This is a genomic window from Bdellovibrio sp. HCB288 (genome assembly GCF_047305935.1).
In the GTDB taxonomy this organism is placed as follows: domain Bacteria; phylum Bdellovibrionota; class Bdellovibrionia; order Bdellovibrionales; family Bdellovibrionaceae; genus Bdellovibrio.
Genome location: NZ_CP178619.1, coordinates 2,268,737 through 2,286,408 on the forward strand (window position 1 = coordinate 2,268,737; position 17,672 = coordinate 2,286,408).

The following is a 17,672-nucleotide window of genomic DNA, read 5'->3' on the forward strand; positions in this document are numbered from 1 at the left end:
TTGTGAATTGCCTTTTTAAAGACAGCAAGTCATTCTAACTTGGAACCCTCTATCTGGAGCCAGCCTATGACTGACCTCGCCAGCAGACTCTCAACCGCCATGAATCGAGCTTTTGCAATTCGTCCCAAAGTAGGGGGATTTCCTGTTTTGGCGGAAGTGCTGCGACAAGCGGGTGTCACCATGAACAGATGGACGCTCCCGGCATGTCAGTCGGTGTATTTGTTTAAAGAAGGTTCCATCGTTCAGCAGGGCGAACCTTTGCTTAAAGGACAAGAGATCATTCCAAAATTTGACCAAACCGCATTGATAAAAGCCTTAAGAACAGATCAGGCCGGTAACAGCAATTTCCCTGAATTTTTAAGAGCGGCCTGGAGTGCAGGAGTGGTGGGGTATGATGTCGACTTTACCGCAAGAAAAGTCGTTTACTACGGTGTGAACGGGGAGTCCTATATCGAAGACTACCCCGCTGTGGAAGTTTAGATTCTTATTGGATTTTGCCACGGATTTGGCTGGCGCGCTTTTTATCCGAAGTCAGCTCGGCGGCTTTTGTGTACATCGCATTCGCTTTATTGGTTTGGGACTGCATAGAGTAAGCATCCCCCAAATGTTCGGCGATAATGCTTGCTGACGATTGCTGCGCAAAGGCTTTCTCAAGCACTTGCACGGATTCAGTAAATCTTTTTTGCTTAAACAACACCCAGCCCAACGTATCCATCACATAGCCGTCCTGTGGATTTAGTTCCAAAGCACGACGGGCAAGTTTTTCGGCCTCAGGCAGTTGTTGATTCATTTCCGCCATCGAAAACGCCAGGTAGCTCATGCTTTGCACGTGATCGGGCTCCAGCTCCAACACTTTTTTCATTTGTTCAATCATGGCTGTTTTTTGACCCAGTCGATCCAATATCAAAGCATGCTGAAACAACAAGCCGACGTTGTGGGAGTACTTGGAAAGACCTTTTTCCAACACACGAGCAGCCCCCAGGTAATCGGCCTTGGCATCAAGCAGGGAGGCATACATCGTATACATCTGGGCTTTGCCGGCATTCGATTTAAGACCATTTTCAGTCAGGGTCAGGGCCTGATTAACCTTGCCCTGGCCTTTGAGTAAATAAGCCGCATGCACGATCGAGTCACTGAAGTGCTCGCTGCTTGCAGGGACCATCATAAAGTTGCGAATCGCGTTTTCCGCATCCCCCAACTCCTCATAGACAGCGGCCAGGTAATAACGAGCGGCATGGGCACTTGGGCTTTGCGCCAGAATGTGCTTCAAGCTTGCGATGGCCTGAGGGTGGCGTTTTTGTTTAATCAAAATAAGCGCCATTTTCATCTGTGCTTCCATGGAGGAGTTGGCACCGCCGGCAATGACTTCGAATTGTTCATAGGCTTTATCCATATTGCCGTCTTCGATATAGATCTGCGAAATTTTGTCGGCAACACTGGCCACGAAGCCATGTTGTTTTTGGAAATCAAGGCACAAAGCAAGGGCTTTGCCGCGGTTCTTCTGTTTTAAATAAAGATCCGTCAGGGAGACCAGGGCATCTTCATAGTCGTCTTTGGACTTTAGCGCTTTTTTAAATGCCGCTTCAGCCGCCGCTTCATGCTGTGCACCTTTTTGCTCCAAGTGAATCAAACCCAGATAATAGTGAATTTCATGAGGGGCCGAGTACTTTGAATCCTTTAACAGGTTGTTGTAGTACTGCTCTGCCTTTGCGTATTCTTTTTTATCAGCATAAAGAGCACCAATATAAACGGGCGCATCAGTGTTCTTTGGATCAAGCTTCAACACCGTGTTGTATTCAGAGATGGCCTTGTCATAGTTTTTTTCTGCAGAATAAAGCTTCGCCAGAACCAGGCGTGCTTCGATATTGTTGCCATCTTTTTGAACGGCAAGTTCGGCGTGCTTAAGTGCTTCTATATTCTTTTTGGTTTTCTGATACTCAGTGGACAGGCGCAGATGAACGGCCGCGGAGTTTGGATCCAAAGCTGCCACTTTCTCGAAAAATTTAATAGCTTGCGCGGGTTTGCCCTCGCGGCTGTAGACATCACCCACAATGAATTGATAGTCAGCTTGGGCCCGCACATTTAAAGGATCAACAGGCGAGTTGGGAGTGTTGATGCTTGCTAGTTGCTGGGACTCCAACGATTTCGTGGACATTCCTGCACAAGCGGTAAGGGTAAGTAAAAGACCAATACTTGCATTTGTTTTAACGAAAGAAAGCATCTGTTCTCCTTGTCAGGATACAGTGTAAAGAACTTTGCAGATTTATAATAAATTTGTTCTAGATCGGGGAAAGTCCTCGTCCTTTATCGCGCTCTTTGTCGTCTGAAACTGGCCATGGGTGCGGGTTTTATGGTCAAAGGTGGGTGTTCTTTTTCTGGACAGTCATGAACTCTTTGCAAATGAAATGTACTTAAAAAGCCATAAGATCCGGATTTGGTGTATTGTGCCGGCTTTAATAGGACTCTCGATGTGAGGTGATTTGTGTTTCTAAAATTTGTGGTAGTAGGACTTTCTTTGGGTTTTGGTTCAATGGCGTTGGCTCAATCCGGTGTGCAAAATTTTGTCGAGAACTACGCGAAATTGCCCAAGTCCTATGATGCAGTTCGGTTTCGTTCCGAAGGATCCGCACTGGGTAAAGGGTGTACACTTTCCATGTCGGGTGGATATCTGATGGACGGAATGAAGTACCTGCAACTGGCAAATGATTTGGGCGAGGCGGTTTTTGTCGCGGTCGACTCCAAGCAGACTTATACAGGTAATACACTGAAGCTAAAACAAAGGGACGAAGAACCAAATGAGTTCGGCGCGCCTTATCAAGTTATTAACTCTCTCAAAATTAAAGTTGATGAGAGTGGCTTTCCGTTGAAAGCTGAAGGCCGAATTGATCGTCAGTTTCCATATCGTGACGTTAAAATTTCCTGCGAAGGCTTTCAGATTCGCTAAAAGGTATTATGAAGTTAATGGGTCACCGAGGGTCCCGCGACCGGGCTCCTGAAAATACGATGCGCTCCTTTAAGGCGTTGCTTGAATCAAAAGTCAGAGTGGTGGAGTTTGATATTCACCAGTGTGCCGACGGGGTGTGGGTGGTCCATCATGACGACACCCTGGATCGCACGACGACGTCCACGGGGCCTGTCGCTATAAAATCCTGGGAAGAGCTTTCCCAGGTTCGCACCAAAGAGGATGATAAGCTGCCCAAGTTGGAGGACGTGCTGCAACTTTATAAGGACTCCACTATGGAGTTGCAGATTGAAGTGAAGTCCCCAGGAAATTTTTCGAAACTTGGCGAGTTGCTAAAACAACAGTTTGATATTTCACGAGTTACCGTCATTTCCTTTAACCATAATTGGTTGCATGAATTCAAAACCACGAATCCGGAAATTAAAACCACCTGTTTGCTTTTTGGATTGCCGATGAATCCAGTGGAAATCGTTCGCGCAGCAAAAGCTGACGGTATTTCTCTTAGCGTAAACTGGATTGATGAGTCCGTTGTTAAAAAGTGTCATACGCAGAACCTTACGGTCACTGCGTGGAACGCCAACGACATTGAAGTCTTCAAAAAAATGAAAGCCCTTGGTGTTGATTTCCTGGGAACTGATACTCCATTTACTGCCATGGAGTGGGGTTGATCCCTGCCTGTTGAATTTCAGTTAAGAAATGGTTCAGTATGAAGGCCTGGCCCTGCCAGATCTTCGTCCAGCGATTATCGTCCAGAATATAAATCAAAATAAAATCAGTATGTTATGTGACAGGACAAAATATGAGAAATTCTAAACATGAGGTTGGAAACAGTTTGGATTACGTTCTTTGTTTGTTTCTTAACAGCAGGTGAGAAGGCCTGGGCGGTAGCTATTGAAGTTTCCAGCGGCGACACCCTCAGCGCCGTTGCGCAAAGATACAAAAACGACAGTGAGCGGATTTACGGTAAACATGGCTTCCTTGCACAGATTCTTTCTTTAAATCCTCATATACAAAACCCACACAGCATTGCGCCGGGCACTCGAATCACATTGCCAGAATCAGTTAAGATGACTCGCATGGTGGCGGCTGAAGAGAAATCAGTAGAGCCGTCACAGCCCGAATCGCAACCTGAAGTCATTGATCGGGATGTCGCTTTTGCTTTGGGGATTGATTTTGTATATTCCAAAATCGAAGCTCGTGATGTGTTAAGTGGTGCCAAAGCAAGTTACGTGTCTGATTTGATGAATCGATATCGTCTGTCCCTGGTTATGGAGATCGTTCCACAGATTCTATGGAAGACTGAATTCTCCATACAAAAAAACAAATACCTTTCACCGGACGCGACGATCACATTGAACGATGCTCCAGACACCAAGCGCGGTGAAGTTTCGCTTGAAAAAATCTGGGACAGCGGTTTTCACGCACAAGTTTCAGGTGGCATTCGTCAGCAGATATTTGTGCGCCGAGAATCCGCGAGCCTTTATCAGTGGGACCTTTCAAGTATACCGTTTATTGGTTTGGGATTTGGCTATGATATTACCAATTGGCGAAACCATACATTGGGGGTGTCAGGCCGTTTCAACTATCTTATGTCTCAAGGGTCGGGAGTTCAAAAAATTCAGGAAGGAACACAGTCCGAGTTTGATCTTCATCTGCGGACACAAAAGAACGGTCTTCTTTTGCAGCAACACGTGGGGGTTTCCTATGAGTCCCAGGATTCTGAAATAGTTGAGCAAAAGATGACTGAAGTGCTTTTCGGATTTTCATTGGGGTATGCATTCTGATGAAATATAAATTCGGTACATTTCTTATTCTAGCTTTTGCAGTTACCGGATGCAGCAACCCCTTGGGAGATTCATCGAAAGCAGATTCTGCATTTTCCCCGGGTTACGAGTCGCCGGCGACACCCGCGCCCACTCCGCCAGCACCTACTCCTACGCCTTCTCCGACACCATCGCCAACGCCTGTGGCGGTGGCAGTTGCCGTGGTTACGGATCCGACCGACGCAGTTGCAGATAATAATTTGTCCATGACTGTTCAGATGAAGGACTCTGGCGGAAATGATATCGCTACTTCCGGAGTCGTAATTACCGCAGCCCTCAGTGCGGGGCCATCCGGTGCGGTTTTGGAAGGAACGACCACCGCAACTACCAATGCCTCGGGGCAAGCGGTGTTCACCAATCTGCGAATTAAAAAAGCGGGCAGTGGCTACGTGCTCACAGCCTCAAGCTCTGGCTACACGTCAGATACGTCATCGACATTCGCGATTTCACCGGACACGGTCTCTGCATCGACTTCGTTAATTTCCGCTTCAGTAGCGAATATTCTTCCTGACGGCGTTGATGCCTCTGTCGTGACCGTGACCCTAAAGGACGCCCATGGAAACACTATCAGCGGGCAAAGTGTCACTCTTGCGACGGGTTCAACCGGAGCAGCCATCACTCAGCCATCCGCAGTGACCAATGCCAGTGGGGTAACCACAGGTTCTGTCACAGGCACCACTGCTGGAAGCAAAGTCATCAGTATCAGCAACCCGGTGGGACTAAGTTCACTCACAGCGACGGTGACGGTGCAGGCTTTAAGCCTAAATCAAACGTGGAATTTTAATTCCGCAAATTCAGCAGGCTATACGCTGTCTGATACAAGCCTTGAATACACGGCGTCGCTGTTAAGACTTCGGGATCTGAGTGTCGATAACAGCAATGACGCCTCTTTCGGATTTGGTGCTGCTGCAAGCACCACGAATACGACATGGACCAGTCCCAATGGATTACACTTAAACGCCACCGGAATGAGCAGTGGCTCAGGAAGTTTGACCTCGCGACACTTTACTTCCGCAGCGAACATGGCGTGGACGGGGCTTTCGTTTACGTCATTGATTCCCGCTGGCAAAAAGCTGCCCAACAATCGTGGTATTGAGACCGGCTATGGCTCGGGCAATGTCGATATGAGCAGTAACTTATTGCTTCTGCATCTTGATGAAAACAGTTGGGCCGGAGGGGCTACTTACGATGTCACGGACAGTTCCGGTCGCGGGCATACGGCCAAGATTACCGGAGCGGTATCGGTCAGTAGCAGTGGAAAGCTTGGGAACTCGGCAAACTTAAACGGTGGATACATTGAAGTTCCGTCGCACACAGAACTCTCGGGAATGGCTGATATGACTTTTGAAGCGTGGATTAAACCGGCAGTCGGTGCGATCAATGGAAATCCCGCGCCACTGGCATCGTACCGCGTGGGTTCAGGTGGTACGAACTACGCATTTGCGATCTTTGCCTATACCAGCAAGTACCTGAATATCGACATTAACTCTTCGACCAATCGCTATACTTCAACCTATGTCGTTCTTGAAAATGTTTGGCAGCACATCACCGTGACTTTCAAGGGGGCCACGAAGGTGCTGACGTTATATGTGAATGGCGTCAGTGTCTGGAGTCAGACGACGTCACAAAGTGCGATCGCAACTCCGGATCCCACGCAAGCCTCCTTTTATATCGGGGCGATGAAAAGTAACACTAATTACTACCGAGGCCTGATTGACGAAGTCGCATTCTATTCCCGCACTCTGGGGTCAACCGAGATCCTGGATCGCTACCAGCGGGGCGCCATGCGATCCAAGTTCCAAGTGCGGGCCTGCACCAGCAGTTGCACCACAGAACCTTTTGTCGGACCGGATGGTTTGTCGACCAGCTTTTATTCGGAGTTTAACAACACCACATTGTCGAACATCACCAATTTAACGATACCGGGATTTACCGCCGAAAAAGACTTTCAATATAAAGCGACTCTGGAAACAGATTCAGTTTCGTTGACTCCCAAAATCAGTTCGGTGTCGGTGACGCCAGTTGTGTACAGTATCTTAAGTCCATCGGTAACCAGTTCCGAGATCAACTACAGCTACCTCCATAGTTTTGCTACCAGCAGCTCGGGCACTGGGGGAGTGAAGTATCAGTTACTTCGCAATGGCAATCCATATTATCATGATGGCAGCGCCTGGGTTGCCGCCTCAGGAAGTTTAACCGCAAACACGGTTTCCGAAGTGAATGCCAACATCAAAAGTTTTCATCGTGACGTCGGCACGGGGGCTTTAAAGATCCGCGCTTATTTTACCTCGGGAATTTTTGGCACAGACCCGATGTCCCTGTCGAATGCAGTGGTTACGGGGATTCCGTAATTTCCACGGCATCTTTAATCGCGCGCAACAAATCTGATTTATTGATTGGTTTTGTCAGGTGGGCATTGCAGCCGGCTTCCAGGGATTTTTCCACTTCCTCACGCAGGGCATGAGCCGTAAGAGCGATGATCGGTTTCTTATATCCCTGCTCACGCAGCTTGGTGGTGGCTTGCAGTCCATCCAACCCCGGCATTTGAATATCCATCAAAATAAGATCGAATTCCTGAGCTGTTGCCAAGCGAACCGCTTCAAAACCATTGTTGGCAAAGGTGACGTTGAAATTATCAGAATTCAAGTAGGCACGAATCAGGATTTGATTGTCTGGTGTATCCTCGGCCAGAAGCACGCGAACTGTCTGACCGGCAAAATCCGCCAAGGTCACTGTTGGTTTTGGTTTTTTAGTTGTTGGGATATTCGCAGAGTTCAGGTTCTCTTCGGCCTCGGTGGTCAGAGTGAAAAGGAAGGTGCTGCCAACTCCCACGGTGCTTTCAAGTAAAGACAAATTTCCCCCCAGGGCGCGGGCAAAGTGGCGTGACAAGACAAGTCCCAGTCCGGTTCCGCCGAATTTTCTGATGATCGAAGAGTCCGCTTGGCCGAAAGCCTGAAAAATCTGCTTTTGTCCGTCCTCAGAAATACCGATCCCGAAATCCTGCACTTCAGTGAGGAGGCGGACTTTGCCGTTCATTCGTTCCGATTTCACACGGATCTGAATGGGGCCTTTTTCTGAAAACTTCACGGCATTGCCAATCAGATTTACCAGTATTTGGCGCACGCGCACGGGATCCGAATAGATGTATGCAGGGAGTTCTCCCGTTTTTTCAACTTCAATGGTGATTCCCTTTTTTTGCGCAAGCAGGGAAAGGGATTTTGTCACATCCTCGACCAGGCTGTAATAGGGCATCAGGGACTTTTCAATCGGCATTTTGCCGGCTTCAAACTTGGATAAATCCAAAATGTCGTCAATGATGCGCAGTAAAAGAGTACTGTTGTTTTGAATGCGGGCCAGAAGGATTTCCTGTTCGGCATTCAGTTTTTCTGCTCCCAATAGATCTGCAAAACCCAGAATCGCATTCATCGGTGTGCGAATTTCGTGGCTCATATTGGCCAGGAAATTCATTTTGGCCTTGGTGGCATCTTCGGCTTGTTCTTTGGCTCTTTTTTCCCGAATCAGAGCTTGCTCCAGATCAGCAGTGCGTTGTTGCACGCGAGTCTCAAGCTCCGCCTGTGTTTCCAAAAGTCTTTTCTCAATTTCTTTACGATCTGTGATGTCCTGAGTGGTGCCGACAATTTTCAGGACTTTACCTTGCTCATCCAGCACAACCTGGCCACGAGTTTGCACAAATTTAGAGACGCCATTTGGAAGTCTGATTGCATGATCGAAATTGAAAGATGTTTTGCTTTCAACAGCGTTGTGTATGGCCTGGCGAATATTTTCCAGGTCTTCGGGAGCAAAGTGTTCATTGAAGGAGTGCGAGTTTACCGGCGTGTTTTTTTCGAGCCCATAAATATTGTACATCTCTTCGGACATGCTGATCTTGGATCCATCGATACTTCGTTCCCAACTTCCCAGCTGGGCAATCTGTTGCGCTTCTTTAAGTAAAATGTCACGGCTGGTGATGGCTTCACGGGCTTCTTTTGCTCTGCGGATCAGGACTCGCGCAAATCCGGAGGCGATCAAAGCCACCAGTAAAATCATGAATGTCGCGGCAATAACCACATTCGCAACCGATTGTGTTCCAAGGACCACGCCTTTGTGCAGAGGGGTGAGCTTGTCTTCATAAACGAACTCAGCCGCTGCCATACCCGTGTAATGCATGCCGGAAACGGCAATTCCCATCAGCAGGCTTGAAAACACATGCAGCAGATTGATTCTTTTTGTGGTTCGGAACAATAGCGATACACCCAAGGCGGCAAACGACGCCATCGCCGCAATCAATACCGACAGTGCGACCAGGTCCATGCGCCAGATAATTCGTGCAGGCATCTCCATCGACGCCATGCCGATGTAATGCATCCCCGAAATCGCGACCGCCATTGAAAGACCACCTAGAATCAGGCTCAGTATTGAGACCCTGACGCGGTTGACGATATAGAAAGCCACCAGGGACGCGCCGATTGCGACGACGACGGATAGAATGGAAAGACCTAAATCGTAGCCGATGGTGACGCCGGGCATTTCCATGGCCAGCATGCCGATAAAGTGCATACTCCAAATGCCCAATCCCATAGCAATGGCTCCACCCAGCAGCCAAAGGGGGTTGTTTTTTTCTAGGGATTCCTTAATTCGAAGAACAACATTCAAGGCGACAAAGGCCCCTAACGTCGCAATCAGAAGGGATAGGGCGACGAGCTCCTGATTGTAGGCGTGGGTCATGACTTCTCCGAACTTATAACCGCCGCACAAAATGAACTCCTCGATACTGTGTTGTCTTCATTAAATTAACCAAATGAACTCGCGTAATCAAACAAGATAACATTTGATTCATGTAATAAAAGGTCTGCGTAAACAAATCCATAGCACGCGACCTTTACAATGGTATTGAACTGCTTTGAGGTAGCTATGACGGACGCATGAAGATGTCTTAACATCTGCGCAGTGCAAAACTGAACAGGTTGAACGGCCGGTCTTGAGACGAGGAGGGAAGTGACTCAAAAACGGGCAATTTTGAGGGAGGGTTCGGGTCACATTATCTCTTTTGTAAATGGCGCTTTGTGCTAGCCTGACAAACTGGCTGAGTTCTTAGGAAAACTCTTCTAAATTTTTCGTGATAGTAGAAGGGGACTCAAGAATGAAGAAGTCAGTGTTTTTAGCACTTTTGTGTTTGGGGTTGAAGGCCCAGGCGCAGAATATCGATTTGCAACAGGATTCGCCGACCTTGAAGTGGCGTTCGATTTCCAACGAAGCGGTTCAGGTTATCTATCCTGATATTTTCGGGGCAGAATCCATTTATGTGGCCAATTTGGTCGAGCATTATTCTCACGTGGTAGGGAAAACTTACGGCATTCAAAAGCCCAAACAGTTTTCCTTGATCATTCGTGCGGAGGCTTCTCAGGCCAATGGTTTTGTGACCTTGGGGCCGCGTCGCAGTGAGTGGTTCGCATCCAGTCTTTATTTCCCGTATATCGGTGGGGCGGAGTGGTTTCAAGCTTTGTCCATTCATGAATACCGTCACGTAAATCAATTTGATTATTTCAACCAAAGAACTGTGCGCGGACTTTACTACATCATGGGTGATATGGGGGAACAGCTCGCAGTCTTCCTGTCATTGCCATCGTGGTATTTCGAGGGTGATGCCGTATGGACTGAAACCCGCTATACCGATTCCGGTCGTGGTCGCTCGCCGCGCTTTTTGGCGCGTTTGAAAGCGCTGGTATTGAGCAACGACCTGCCGACATACGATCAATTCCTGAATGGTACTTACACCACGGAATTGCCGAACCAGTACGTCTATGGTTATGCGTTGATTTCCTATGCAACGCAAAAGTATGGCGACGATGTCTGGCAGAAGGTCGTCTATGATGTTGCAAATTTTCCACAACCATTCCGTTTGTATTCTTCATTTGAAAGAGTTACGGGGCAGGACTTTGCGTCTTTCTATGAAGAGACTATGGCGGACTTGAAAAAGAAATGGGCGAAGGATGCTCCGACGGAGCAAGCGCATGTGGAGTACCGTGATCAAATCAATCCGGTTAAAGCCGCTGATGGCGTTTACTTCGTAAGACAGACGCTGGACACGCACTCTGAAGTGGTGAAGGAATCGCAAGGTGGCAGTGCCGAGTCGGTGGCGAAACTATCCTTCAGCAAAGAAGTGTCTTCCATTTTTATCGGAAATACGAAAGCGGTTTATGCTGAGTTTATTCCGGATGCACGTTACGGGCACAGAGGCTCTACGGATCTTATTGTTCTGGACTTGAAATCAGGTGGTAAGACGACGGTTGCCAACGGTCACCGCATCTACAACCCCAAGTTCAATGCGACGGAATCCAAAATCATCGCGATCGAATTCAATCGTGATCAAACTTGGAATATTGTTGAGTTTGATTTGAGTGGAAACAGACTGCAAAGCTTCACTCTTCCCGAGGGCAAGGTTGCCGAGGCTGCTTATCTGGATGATGGCACGGCAGCCTTGATTTTGAATTCCAAAGTCGGAACAAAATCACTTGTTACTCTGGATTTGAAAACTCACAAGATCAGCAAGGTTTTGATCCCTGCATCCCGCAATATCCTGAACGCTTTGTATACGGATAAAAAGGGGAATGTATTTTTTGAAGCTCAATACAAGGGCTCCACAGACATTTTCCAAATGAATCAGGCTGGGGCTAGTCGTTGTACTGAATCCAAGCTTGGCGCTTACACACCATCTTCAGACGGTGAAAACCTGTATTATAGCGACATGGATACCTATGGGTCTGTGATCAAGAAAGAGTCTTTGGCGGTTTGTAAGCCGTTCGATACAGCTCAGTTGATTGATTATAAGTACCTGGGGGATTCTCCGTCAGACAATTATAATAAGTTTGCCGTTCAGGCCTTTGCTGACCAAGAGCAAATGCACACCAAAAATGCAGATAAGTATCAACCGGAAGAATACGGGGATTTTGACAAGCGCTTGTTGATTCCAAACTCCTGGGGTTTGCAATATGATCAAGGTTTCAACCTGGGGATCACTTCTGACAACTACCTAAGAACTCTAAGCTTGGGTGCAACTGTCGGAAAGGAAGCACAAGAGGGTCAGAACTACGCGGGCTTGGGCTTTGCGATTAAGAAGTACTATCCGATTTTCCTTTTGAATCTTGAAAATCGCGGCAGAAATGTCACGAACATAGACTCTCTGGATGAAACCAGCTGGAGCGAGAAAAACGCAAGCCTGCAAATGCTGCTTCCATACCTGAAGCGCAAAGGTATCCACACTTTCAGTGCAGTATTGTCTGGAACTGCAGAATACACAGATGCCGACAAATACGAGTTCAATGAAGCTGAAGTCGCTGGAAGCAATTACTTCCATAAAACCGGTGGTCAATTGAACCTTGCCTGGGCTCAGGATCTGAAACCAAGATCTGTGATTGCTCCATGGTTGGTAAGCTACGGTATCAGCTATGACAACGCTGAACAGCCGTCTGATTCCCAGTACTCAGGCTACAGAACGTTTGACAGAGCAGTGGTGCAAACTCCGGGCTTGTTCACAAACGATGGCTTGCAGTTCACTTACAATCATCAAAATCAGAATGACTCAGACACAGCTTATCGCTTCCTGCCTGCAGGAGCCGCGTTGGGTTACGCGTTCTCGCGTGGTTACAGCTATAAGGACGTGGCAGAGTATAAAAAGCTTTCCGCGAACTATGTCTTTCCAGTCGCGTATCCTGATTGGAACGTGCCAAACTGGATTTACGTAAACCGTATTTATGCGAACCTGTTCTTTGATTCCACGGAGACCACCTCTCAAGTTTACACGACTCCGTTGAACAGTTACGGTGCTGAATTCCATTTTGAAACGAAACTATTCCGTATTGTGCCAGCAGTGCTGGGTGTACGGGTTGTCCAAAGAATGTTGGATGACGAAACCCGTGTTGAGCCATTCTTTGGCTTCTCGACGGGGAATCTGGTATTGGGCGGCAAGTAGTTTTACCTGGATAATTGATACCAAAAGAAAAGCCGCTGGTTTCCAGCGGCTTTTTTAGTTCTTAATTAATGTACTAAATGTTCATATTTGGTGTACAATAGTCCAAACTCCGATCATGGAAGGGCTTGGGCTCTGATGAATATATTTGAATACAAATCCTATAAGACATTCTTGAAGGCGTATTGTGATTCTGAACGCGGGGCCCTTACTCGTCTGGCGGATGCGGCGAACACGCAAAAGTCATACTTGTCAGGCTGCCTTAGGGGCAAGGGGCAGCTAAGCCTGGATCAGGCCTTTGGGATTGCGGGATACATGAACCTGTCTGACCAAGAGCAGGATTACTTTTATCTATTGATCGAAAAGGAAAAGGCGGTTGCTCCCGCACTTCGGCGCCGCCTTGAGGGTAAGGCCAAGGATATGAGTCGCGAGGCCTTCAGGCTGAAGAATCAGCAAAAGGACTCGTTGATCGTGACCGAGGGGGATTCCAACATGGGTCTCTACTATGCAACCTGGATGTCCATTGCCGTGCACACCCTTGCTTCTGTGCCTCAGTTTCAAAGTGTGGCAAGTCTGGGGAAAAGGCTAAATTTGAATCAGGAAAGCATCGCCATGATTGTGAACTACCTGGAAAAGATGGAACTTGTCAAAAAAAGTGGAGATAAGTACCGCTGGAATTCTTCAAATATACATTTGGATGATAAAAGTGTGTTGATCGGTGGTCATCATACGAACTGGCGGGCCCGCGCCATCGACAACATTCAAAAAAATGACCAGGAGGCCACTCATTACAGTGCCGTTCAGTCATTTTCCGAAGAGGATTTTGAGAAGTTAAAGAAGAAAATTGCGTTATTCATCAACGACTTCAATAAAGTGGCAGATCCCTCGGAGCCTGAAGACGCCTTTTGCCTGAATATCGATCTTTTCCGCGTGTAAACGAATATCTCAAATTGAGACACGGTTCCGGCACGTCCCTTGCTTTGCTTTATGCTGGAGAGCTTAAAGTAATGCAAAGGACTTTATAATGGACTTCAGACATTGTGGCGCAAAAATTTTAATCACCTGTGTGACGCTTTTTGCCTTTAATGCATTGGCGGAAGAACCAGCGCTAAAGCCAAAGATCACAGCCTCTGAGGCGGGTCCTAAGGCAGCGATGATCCTTGATAACTCTTTAAGTAAGAAGGACCTTAAAATGAAGCCTCCGGTTGAGGGGCCTCGGTCCGGCGGGGGAGGAAACTCCTGTGCGCTGTCAATTCATCAAAACACGGAGAAGCTAGTAAGTCTTCTTGCGGATATGCCGAACCTTTTGACTAAAAATCAAAAGGATACTCTTTTGTTCAAGATTTCAGAGGCCAAATTCTATATCGCAGACAGCCTGAGTTTGGATGGGCAGCTTAAGGATGCGATTAACTATCCGAATACCAATGAGATATTTATCACCAACAGACTTTGCGGTTTTGATTTGCTGGAAGTTCAAAGCCGGGCGATGGCAATTCTTCTGCACGAGTACCTGGGACTTGCAAGAATCGACGATCGTGAATACCAGATCTCAGGCGCATTCCTGCAAAACTATGACTCTTACGTTGCCAAAGGTTATTCTTTTACGGCGAACAATTCCTACCTTGCGAGTACTGGCCAATGTGTTCAGTCGGTATTGCATATTCAACAAATTGGAAACAATCTGGTTGTTGCCTCAACGTCAAAGTCCAGCTCCAGAATCCTGGCATTGTCCAAGAATAAAGTGGAAGAATTCAGAGCTCTGGCGAAGCGGGTTTCGGGTGCGCCGATTTCGGTAAAAGTTGAAGATAAGGCCAACGACATGGAATTGGAATTCACCAGCAAAAGCTGTGGAAATACCAGATGTGACTTTTTAACAGTCCAGAATTCCGAAGGCGTATTCGGAGTATTCAAAAATGCCCTCTATGGCCTGGCAGTTGTTGATTGCAAATGATTGGAAGCCTTTAAAAATTCCAAGGGCCGCCAGCCTGAATATAAAAAACTGTGTCTTCCGGTCCGCGAGCGACATCCAATCCCATTTGAAATCCAAGCAGTCTGGCGATCAGGTAGCGAAAGCCCAGGCCATAGGAAGTGGCGGTCTCAGCCGAAGATAAATCATTAAACTCGTCACCAGCCTTGCCAACACCACCGAAGCCCAGAATCTGCCAGCGAGGGTGGGGACTGTAGCGGGCCTCTCCTTCCAAGGAAGTTGCGACATCGCCTTGATAGCGCATTTTGGGGATACCACGCAGGTTAATAAAAGGCTTGGCATAAAAGGGTCCGTCGTCATCAATCCAGTTATTCAGCCAACGAGTCGCCAAGCCCCACTGGGGATTGAAGCGAAAGTATCCCTGTAAATCCAAATCTTGCGTGTGATAATCCAGATCGCCACCCAGGTTTTCGCTGTAGACATTGTAGCGATACTCCGCAAGAAAGCCATTGTCTGGCGAGAGGGTGTTGTTGCGGCTGTCATAACTGATCAGAACCGATGCACCTCCATTTCGATTTTCTTGCTCGGGGTCCAAGTTGGCAAGGGGTGGTGGCATGTTCTCAAACTTAACGTTCAAATCAGAGTATATATAGCGAATTCCTAAGAAGACGTTGCTGTCTTCAAGGCGCCGGCGCAGGTCATGAAACGTCAGCCATCCCTTCAAATTATATCCCAAATCAAATTGCCGCTGGCTTTGGAATCCAGAGTTGCCATAAAAATCCAAATTGATCGAAGCTGCCATCGCGGTTCCCAAATATCGCCAATGATCATGATCCCAATTGTGCATGAAAAAGCCACCCCCTAATTGGGTGCCGTTTTCAGTGGCCGCACCTAGAACCCCGTAGACGGTTGGGGCGATGAATTTTTGAGTGGTACTCGCCCGGGAATCTTCAGTTTCCTTCATAAAAACCAGTGCGACCCCGAAGCCATAGCCAACGGCGGGCTCGGTAATAATAATCGGTACCGGCAAAAAGCCTCTGTGCTTTAACAGCCATTCGCTGCCATCTAGAAAACCATCCTGGGGATCAATAAATATCGATTGTGCCTGAGCTGTCGAAAAAAATGTAAGAAGCAAAAGCGCCACTATGACTTTCATGAATTTCTCCCCTGCTTCAACACCAGAACATATTGGAATTAAACGCAGGGGAAACCGCAAAAAGTATTGTTGGATAGTGGCAATAGTCATTCTGTTCGGTCTTACTTTTGGAGCCTAAACAATAAGTTATATTTTATTTTCAAATGCCTTACTATTTATGAATGAACTACTTCGTATGTATTTTGCTTTTGTTGGTTTCAAATGTTTCTGCGGCTCATGATGCCGGTGTTCTTTTAGGTTTTGGTAAGTATCGGGGTGATAGCGGATATGCTTATGAAACCTATTGGTTGGGCATGCGGGACGGTAAGGCATTCGTGGTGGGGCCGTTGAATGACCTGTTGGTTCCATCTGGTAATGGATTCTACCGGGTTGGTATAAAGGCAGGCTGTAATCTTGATTTGAGGATCGGCACAAGTCAGTACCTATATGTTGTACCCAAGGATGAGCAGCCTGTGGTGTCACTACTTTCCTGCGCGGAAGCAGAAAGACTTCAAGAGAAAGCAGAAAACAAAAGAAAGAAGAAAGCCGCAGCCGAGGGGGAGGAGTGTCTAGATTGCGATTCGCCAGGCAGCTATGAGATGTCTACTTGGATTAACTTGGTCACAAGTAAGTCAGTGCTGTATGCTGAATCCGTATACTATGACGGCGGTGCTCATCCGGATCAAGGTTTCGAATATAAAGTTCGGTCCATTGTAGCGGATAAGTCAGGATATTTTGATTCAATCAGCGGAAATGAATTTCTTAGAGAAGCGAAATCTATCAAGTCGGGCGATGGGGATGATAAGGAATGTCTTGCTAATGCTGAGTACGAACGCATTGGTTGGAGTGTGACGCGCAGTAAGTTCACATGGGAATTTAAAGGCTATTTGCCGACGCATCGATTATGTGGCTATGGAACCGATTTTTCGTCCAAAAGAAGAGTCGATACTCCAGAGGTGGGGCCAATATTGCCGGAGGGAATCAAATCCCAACTAAAAGACAAAGAAGATGCCTTTGTTTCCCCGGATGGACAAACTGTGATCGGCGTCAGCAAGGCGGGTTTTGAAATTTTCACTGTAAAGGATGGCAAACTTGTCGCAAGATTCAAAAAAAACACCAATTTGGGGAAAATCGTCTTGCAAGAGTGGGCATCCGGTCAGTACGTCGGTAAATGGCATAAGACCTTCTCGGATTTGTTGAGAAATAAATGGAAAGAGCCCACGTACGAAAAGTACGATCCGAAGAAACATTCGGAGTGATAGAGAAAAGCAAGGGCCTATCGCGCCTTTGATAAAAACCGTCTTAAGGCAGTTTTATTGATATCAAGGCGCAGCCACCACTATATAAGTGACGTTTGTACCTTGATATTGCGGTTGCAGCCACGTGGTCCCGCATTGCATATATGCGATGCCGTTTTTGTTGACGGTGACACAGCCTGAAGAGGGGAGCTGGCTTGGTTGCAACATCGAGCCGATGGCATAAGCGGTCATTGTTGTTGCCGCGGTCACAGCAACGGCTGTGGCGACGGGATGATAGTCGTCGTGATAATAACCCCCATAATAGCCCCCGCCGTGGGCGTCGACATTTACGTTCACATCGCGGTTGTTATTGATGTTTACATTCTTATTGCCGCTATTGATGTTGGCCTTGTTGGGGCGGGCTTCGTGGCCACCTGAGCGAGGCTTGGCTGATTGACGGTGACCTCCACCGCCCCCTCCACCATGACCGATACCCCCGCCACCGCGATTCACATGGGTTTTGGCAGCTCCGCGGGATTGAAGTTGGCGGGCTTCAGCGCAAAATGAAAAGCCCAGGACCAAAATGAGTGCATATGTTTGCTTTGCTTTTTTCATGGCGCC

At 47.5% G+C, this 17,672-nt stretch carries 13 protein-coding genes; 9 read left to right on the forward strand and 4 right to left on the reverse strand.

The genetic code is table 11. The features are described from left to right. The first annotated feature begins 66 nt into the window (after window positions 1–66). On the forward strand, window positions 67–480 hold the full coding sequence (locus ACLVWR_RS11080) for a DUF1398 domain-containing protein (RefSeq protein WP_413580716.1): 414 nt from the start codon (window positions 67–69) through the stop codon (window positions 478–480). A gap of 4 nt (window positions 481–484) precedes the next feature. Here ACLVWR_RS11080 and ACLVWR_RS11085 read toward each other — a convergent pair whose 3' ends face one another. Continuing rightward, window positions 485–2,221, reverse strand: a complete 1,737-nt coding sequence (locus ACLVWR_RS11085; RefSeq protein WP_413580717.1) for a tetratricopeptide repeat protein — start codon at window positions 2,219–2,221, stop codon at window positions 485–487. A gap of 261 nt (window positions 2,222–2,482) precedes the next feature. On the opposite strand from ACLVWR_RS11085, the gene ACLVWR_RS11090 reads away from it, so the two are divergent. The 4 genes from ACLVWR_RS11090 (at window position 2,483) to ACLVWR_RS11105 (ending at window position 7,136) form a co-directional block, all read left to right on the forward strand. Then, window positions 2,483–2,944 (forward strand): hypothetical protein, encoded by a 462-nt coding sequence (locus tag ACLVWR_RS11090; RefSeq protein WP_413580718.1) that lies wholly within the window; start codon window positions 2,483–2,485, stop codon window positions 2,942–2,944. 8 nt (window positions 2,945–2,952) lie between these two features. Beyond that, a complete protein-coding gene (locus ACLVWR_RS11095) occupies window positions 2,953–3,630 on the forward strand; it encodes a glycerophosphodiester phosphodiesterase (RefSeq protein WP_413580719.1) in 678 nt (225 codons plus the stop codon). Between the two features lie 147 nt (window positions 3,631–3,777). Continuing rightward, entirely contained in the window at window positions 3,778–4,746 is a 969-nt protein-coding gene (locus tag ACLVWR_RS11100; protein WP_413580720.1) for a LysM peptidoglycan-binding domain-containing protein, read from the forward strand. Further along, window positions 4,746–7,136 (forward strand): LamG-like jellyroll fold domain-containing protein, encoded by a 2,391-nt coding sequence (locus ACLVWR_RS11105; RefSeq protein WP_413580721.1) that lies wholly within the window; start codon window positions 4,746–4,748, stop codon window positions 7,134–7,136. The genes ACLVWR_RS11100 and ACLVWR_RS11105 overlap by 1 nt, the downstream gene beginning before the upstream one ends. On the opposite strand, the gene ACLVWR_RS11110 is transcribed toward ACLVWR_RS11105, so the two are convergent. Then, complete coding sequence (locus ACLVWR_RS11110; protein ID WP_413580722.1) at window positions 7,120–9,540, reverse strand: MHYT domain-containing protein; 2,421 nt, start codon at window positions 9,538–9,540, stop codon at window positions 7,120–7,122. The genes ACLVWR_RS11105 and ACLVWR_RS11110 overlap by 17 nt on opposite strands. 385 nt (window positions 9,541–9,925) lie before the next feature. Here ACLVWR_RS11110 and ACLVWR_RS11115 point away from each other — a divergent pair, with 385 nt between their 5' ends. The 3 genes from ACLVWR_RS11115 to ACLVWR_RS11125 all read left to right on the forward strand — a co-directional run bounded on the left by ACLVWR_RS11115 (window position 9,926) and on the right by ACLVWR_RS11125 (window position 14,702). Beyond that, window positions 9,926–12,754, forward strand: a complete 2,829-nt coding sequence (locus tag ACLVWR_RS11115; RefSeq protein WP_413580723.1) for a hypothetical protein — start codon at window positions 9,926–9,928, stop codon at window positions 12,752–12,754. A gap of 135 nt (window positions 12,755–12,889) precedes the next feature. Beyond that, complete coding sequence (locus ACLVWR_RS11120) at window positions 12,890–13,687, forward strand: DUF4423 domain-containing protein (RefSeq protein WP_413580724.1); 798 nt, start codon at window positions 12,890–12,892, stop codon at window positions 13,685–13,687. 88 nt (window positions 13,688–13,775) lie between these two features. Beyond that, complete coding sequence (locus ACLVWR_RS11125) at window positions 13,776–14,702, forward strand: hypothetical protein (protein WP_413580725.1); 927 nt, start codon at window positions 13,776–13,778, stop codon at window positions 14,700–14,702. Window positions 14,703–14,712: 10 nt separating this feature from the next. On the opposite strand, the gene ACLVWR_RS11130 is transcribed toward ACLVWR_RS11125, so the two are convergent. Next, window positions 14,713–15,834: a BamA/TamA family outer membrane protein gene (locus ACLVWR_RS11130; protein ID WP_413580726.1), complete on the reverse strand. Its 1,122-nt coding sequence runs from the start codon at window positions 15,832–15,834 to the stop codon at window positions 14,713–14,715. Between the two features lie 161 nt (window positions 15,835–15,995). Between ACLVWR_RS11130 and ACLVWR_RS11135 the strand changes: the two genes are divergently transcribed. Beyond that, entirely contained in the window at window positions 15,996–17,072 is a 1,077-nt protein-coding gene (locus tag ACLVWR_RS11135) for a hypothetical protein (protein WP_413580727.1), read from the forward strand. 63 nt (window positions 17,073–17,135) lie between these two features. Here ACLVWR_RS11135 and ACLVWR_RS11140 read toward each other — a convergent pair whose 3' ends face one another. Continuing rightward, window positions 17,136–17,666: a hypothetical protein gene (locus ACLVWR_RS11140; RefSeq protein WP_413580728.1), complete on the reverse strand. Its 531-nt coding sequence runs from the start codon at window positions 17,664–17,666 to the stop codon at window positions 17,136–17,138. Between the last annotated feature and the right edge of the window lie 6 nt (window positions 17,667–17,672).

Coding starts and splice junctions, on each gene's coding strand:
- ACLVWR_RS11105 (WP_413580721.1), top strand. CDS start 4,746: ATGAAATATAAATTCGGTACATTTCTTATTCTAGCTTTTGCAGTTACC.
- ACLVWR_RS11100 (WP_413580720.1), top strand. CDS start 3,778: ATGAGGTTGGAAACAGTTTGGATTACGTTCTTTGTTTGTTTCTTAACA.
- ACLVWR_RS11095 (WP_413580719.1), top strand. CDS start 2,953: ATGAAGTTAATGGGTCACCGAGGGTCCCGCGACCGGGCTCCTGAAAAT.
- ACLVWR_RS11135 (WP_413580727.1), top strand. CDS start 15,996: ATGAACTACTTCGTATGTATTTTGCTTTTGTTGGTTTCAAATGTTTCT.
- ACLVWR_RS11120 (WP_413580724.1), top strand. CDS start 12,890: ATGAATATATTTGAATACAAATCCTATAAGACATTCTTGAAGGCGTAT.
- ACLVWR_RS11085 (WP_413580717.1), bottom strand. CDS start 2,221: ATGCTTTCTTTCGTTAAAACAAATGCAAGTATTGGTCTTTTACTTACC.
- ACLVWR_RS11115 (WP_413580723.1), top strand. CDS start 9,926: ATGAAGAAGTCAGTGTTTTTAGCACTTTTGTGTTTGGGGTTGAAGGCC.
- ACLVWR_RS11080 (WP_413580716.1), top strand. CDS start 67: ATGACTGACCTCGCCAGCAGACTCTCAACCGCCATGAATCGAGCTTTT.
- ACLVWR_RS11130 (WP_413580726.1), bottom strand. CDS start 15,834: ATGAAAGTCATAGTGGCGCTTTTGCTTCTTACATTTTTTTCGACAGCT.
- ACLVWR_RS11125 (WP_413580725.1), top strand. CDS start 13,776: ATGGACTTCAGACATTGTGGCGCAAAAATTTTAATCACCTGTGTGACG.
- ACLVWR_RS11140 (WP_413580728.1), bottom strand. CDS start 17,666: ATGAAAAAAGCAAAGCAAACATATGCACTCATTTTGGTCCTGGGCTTT.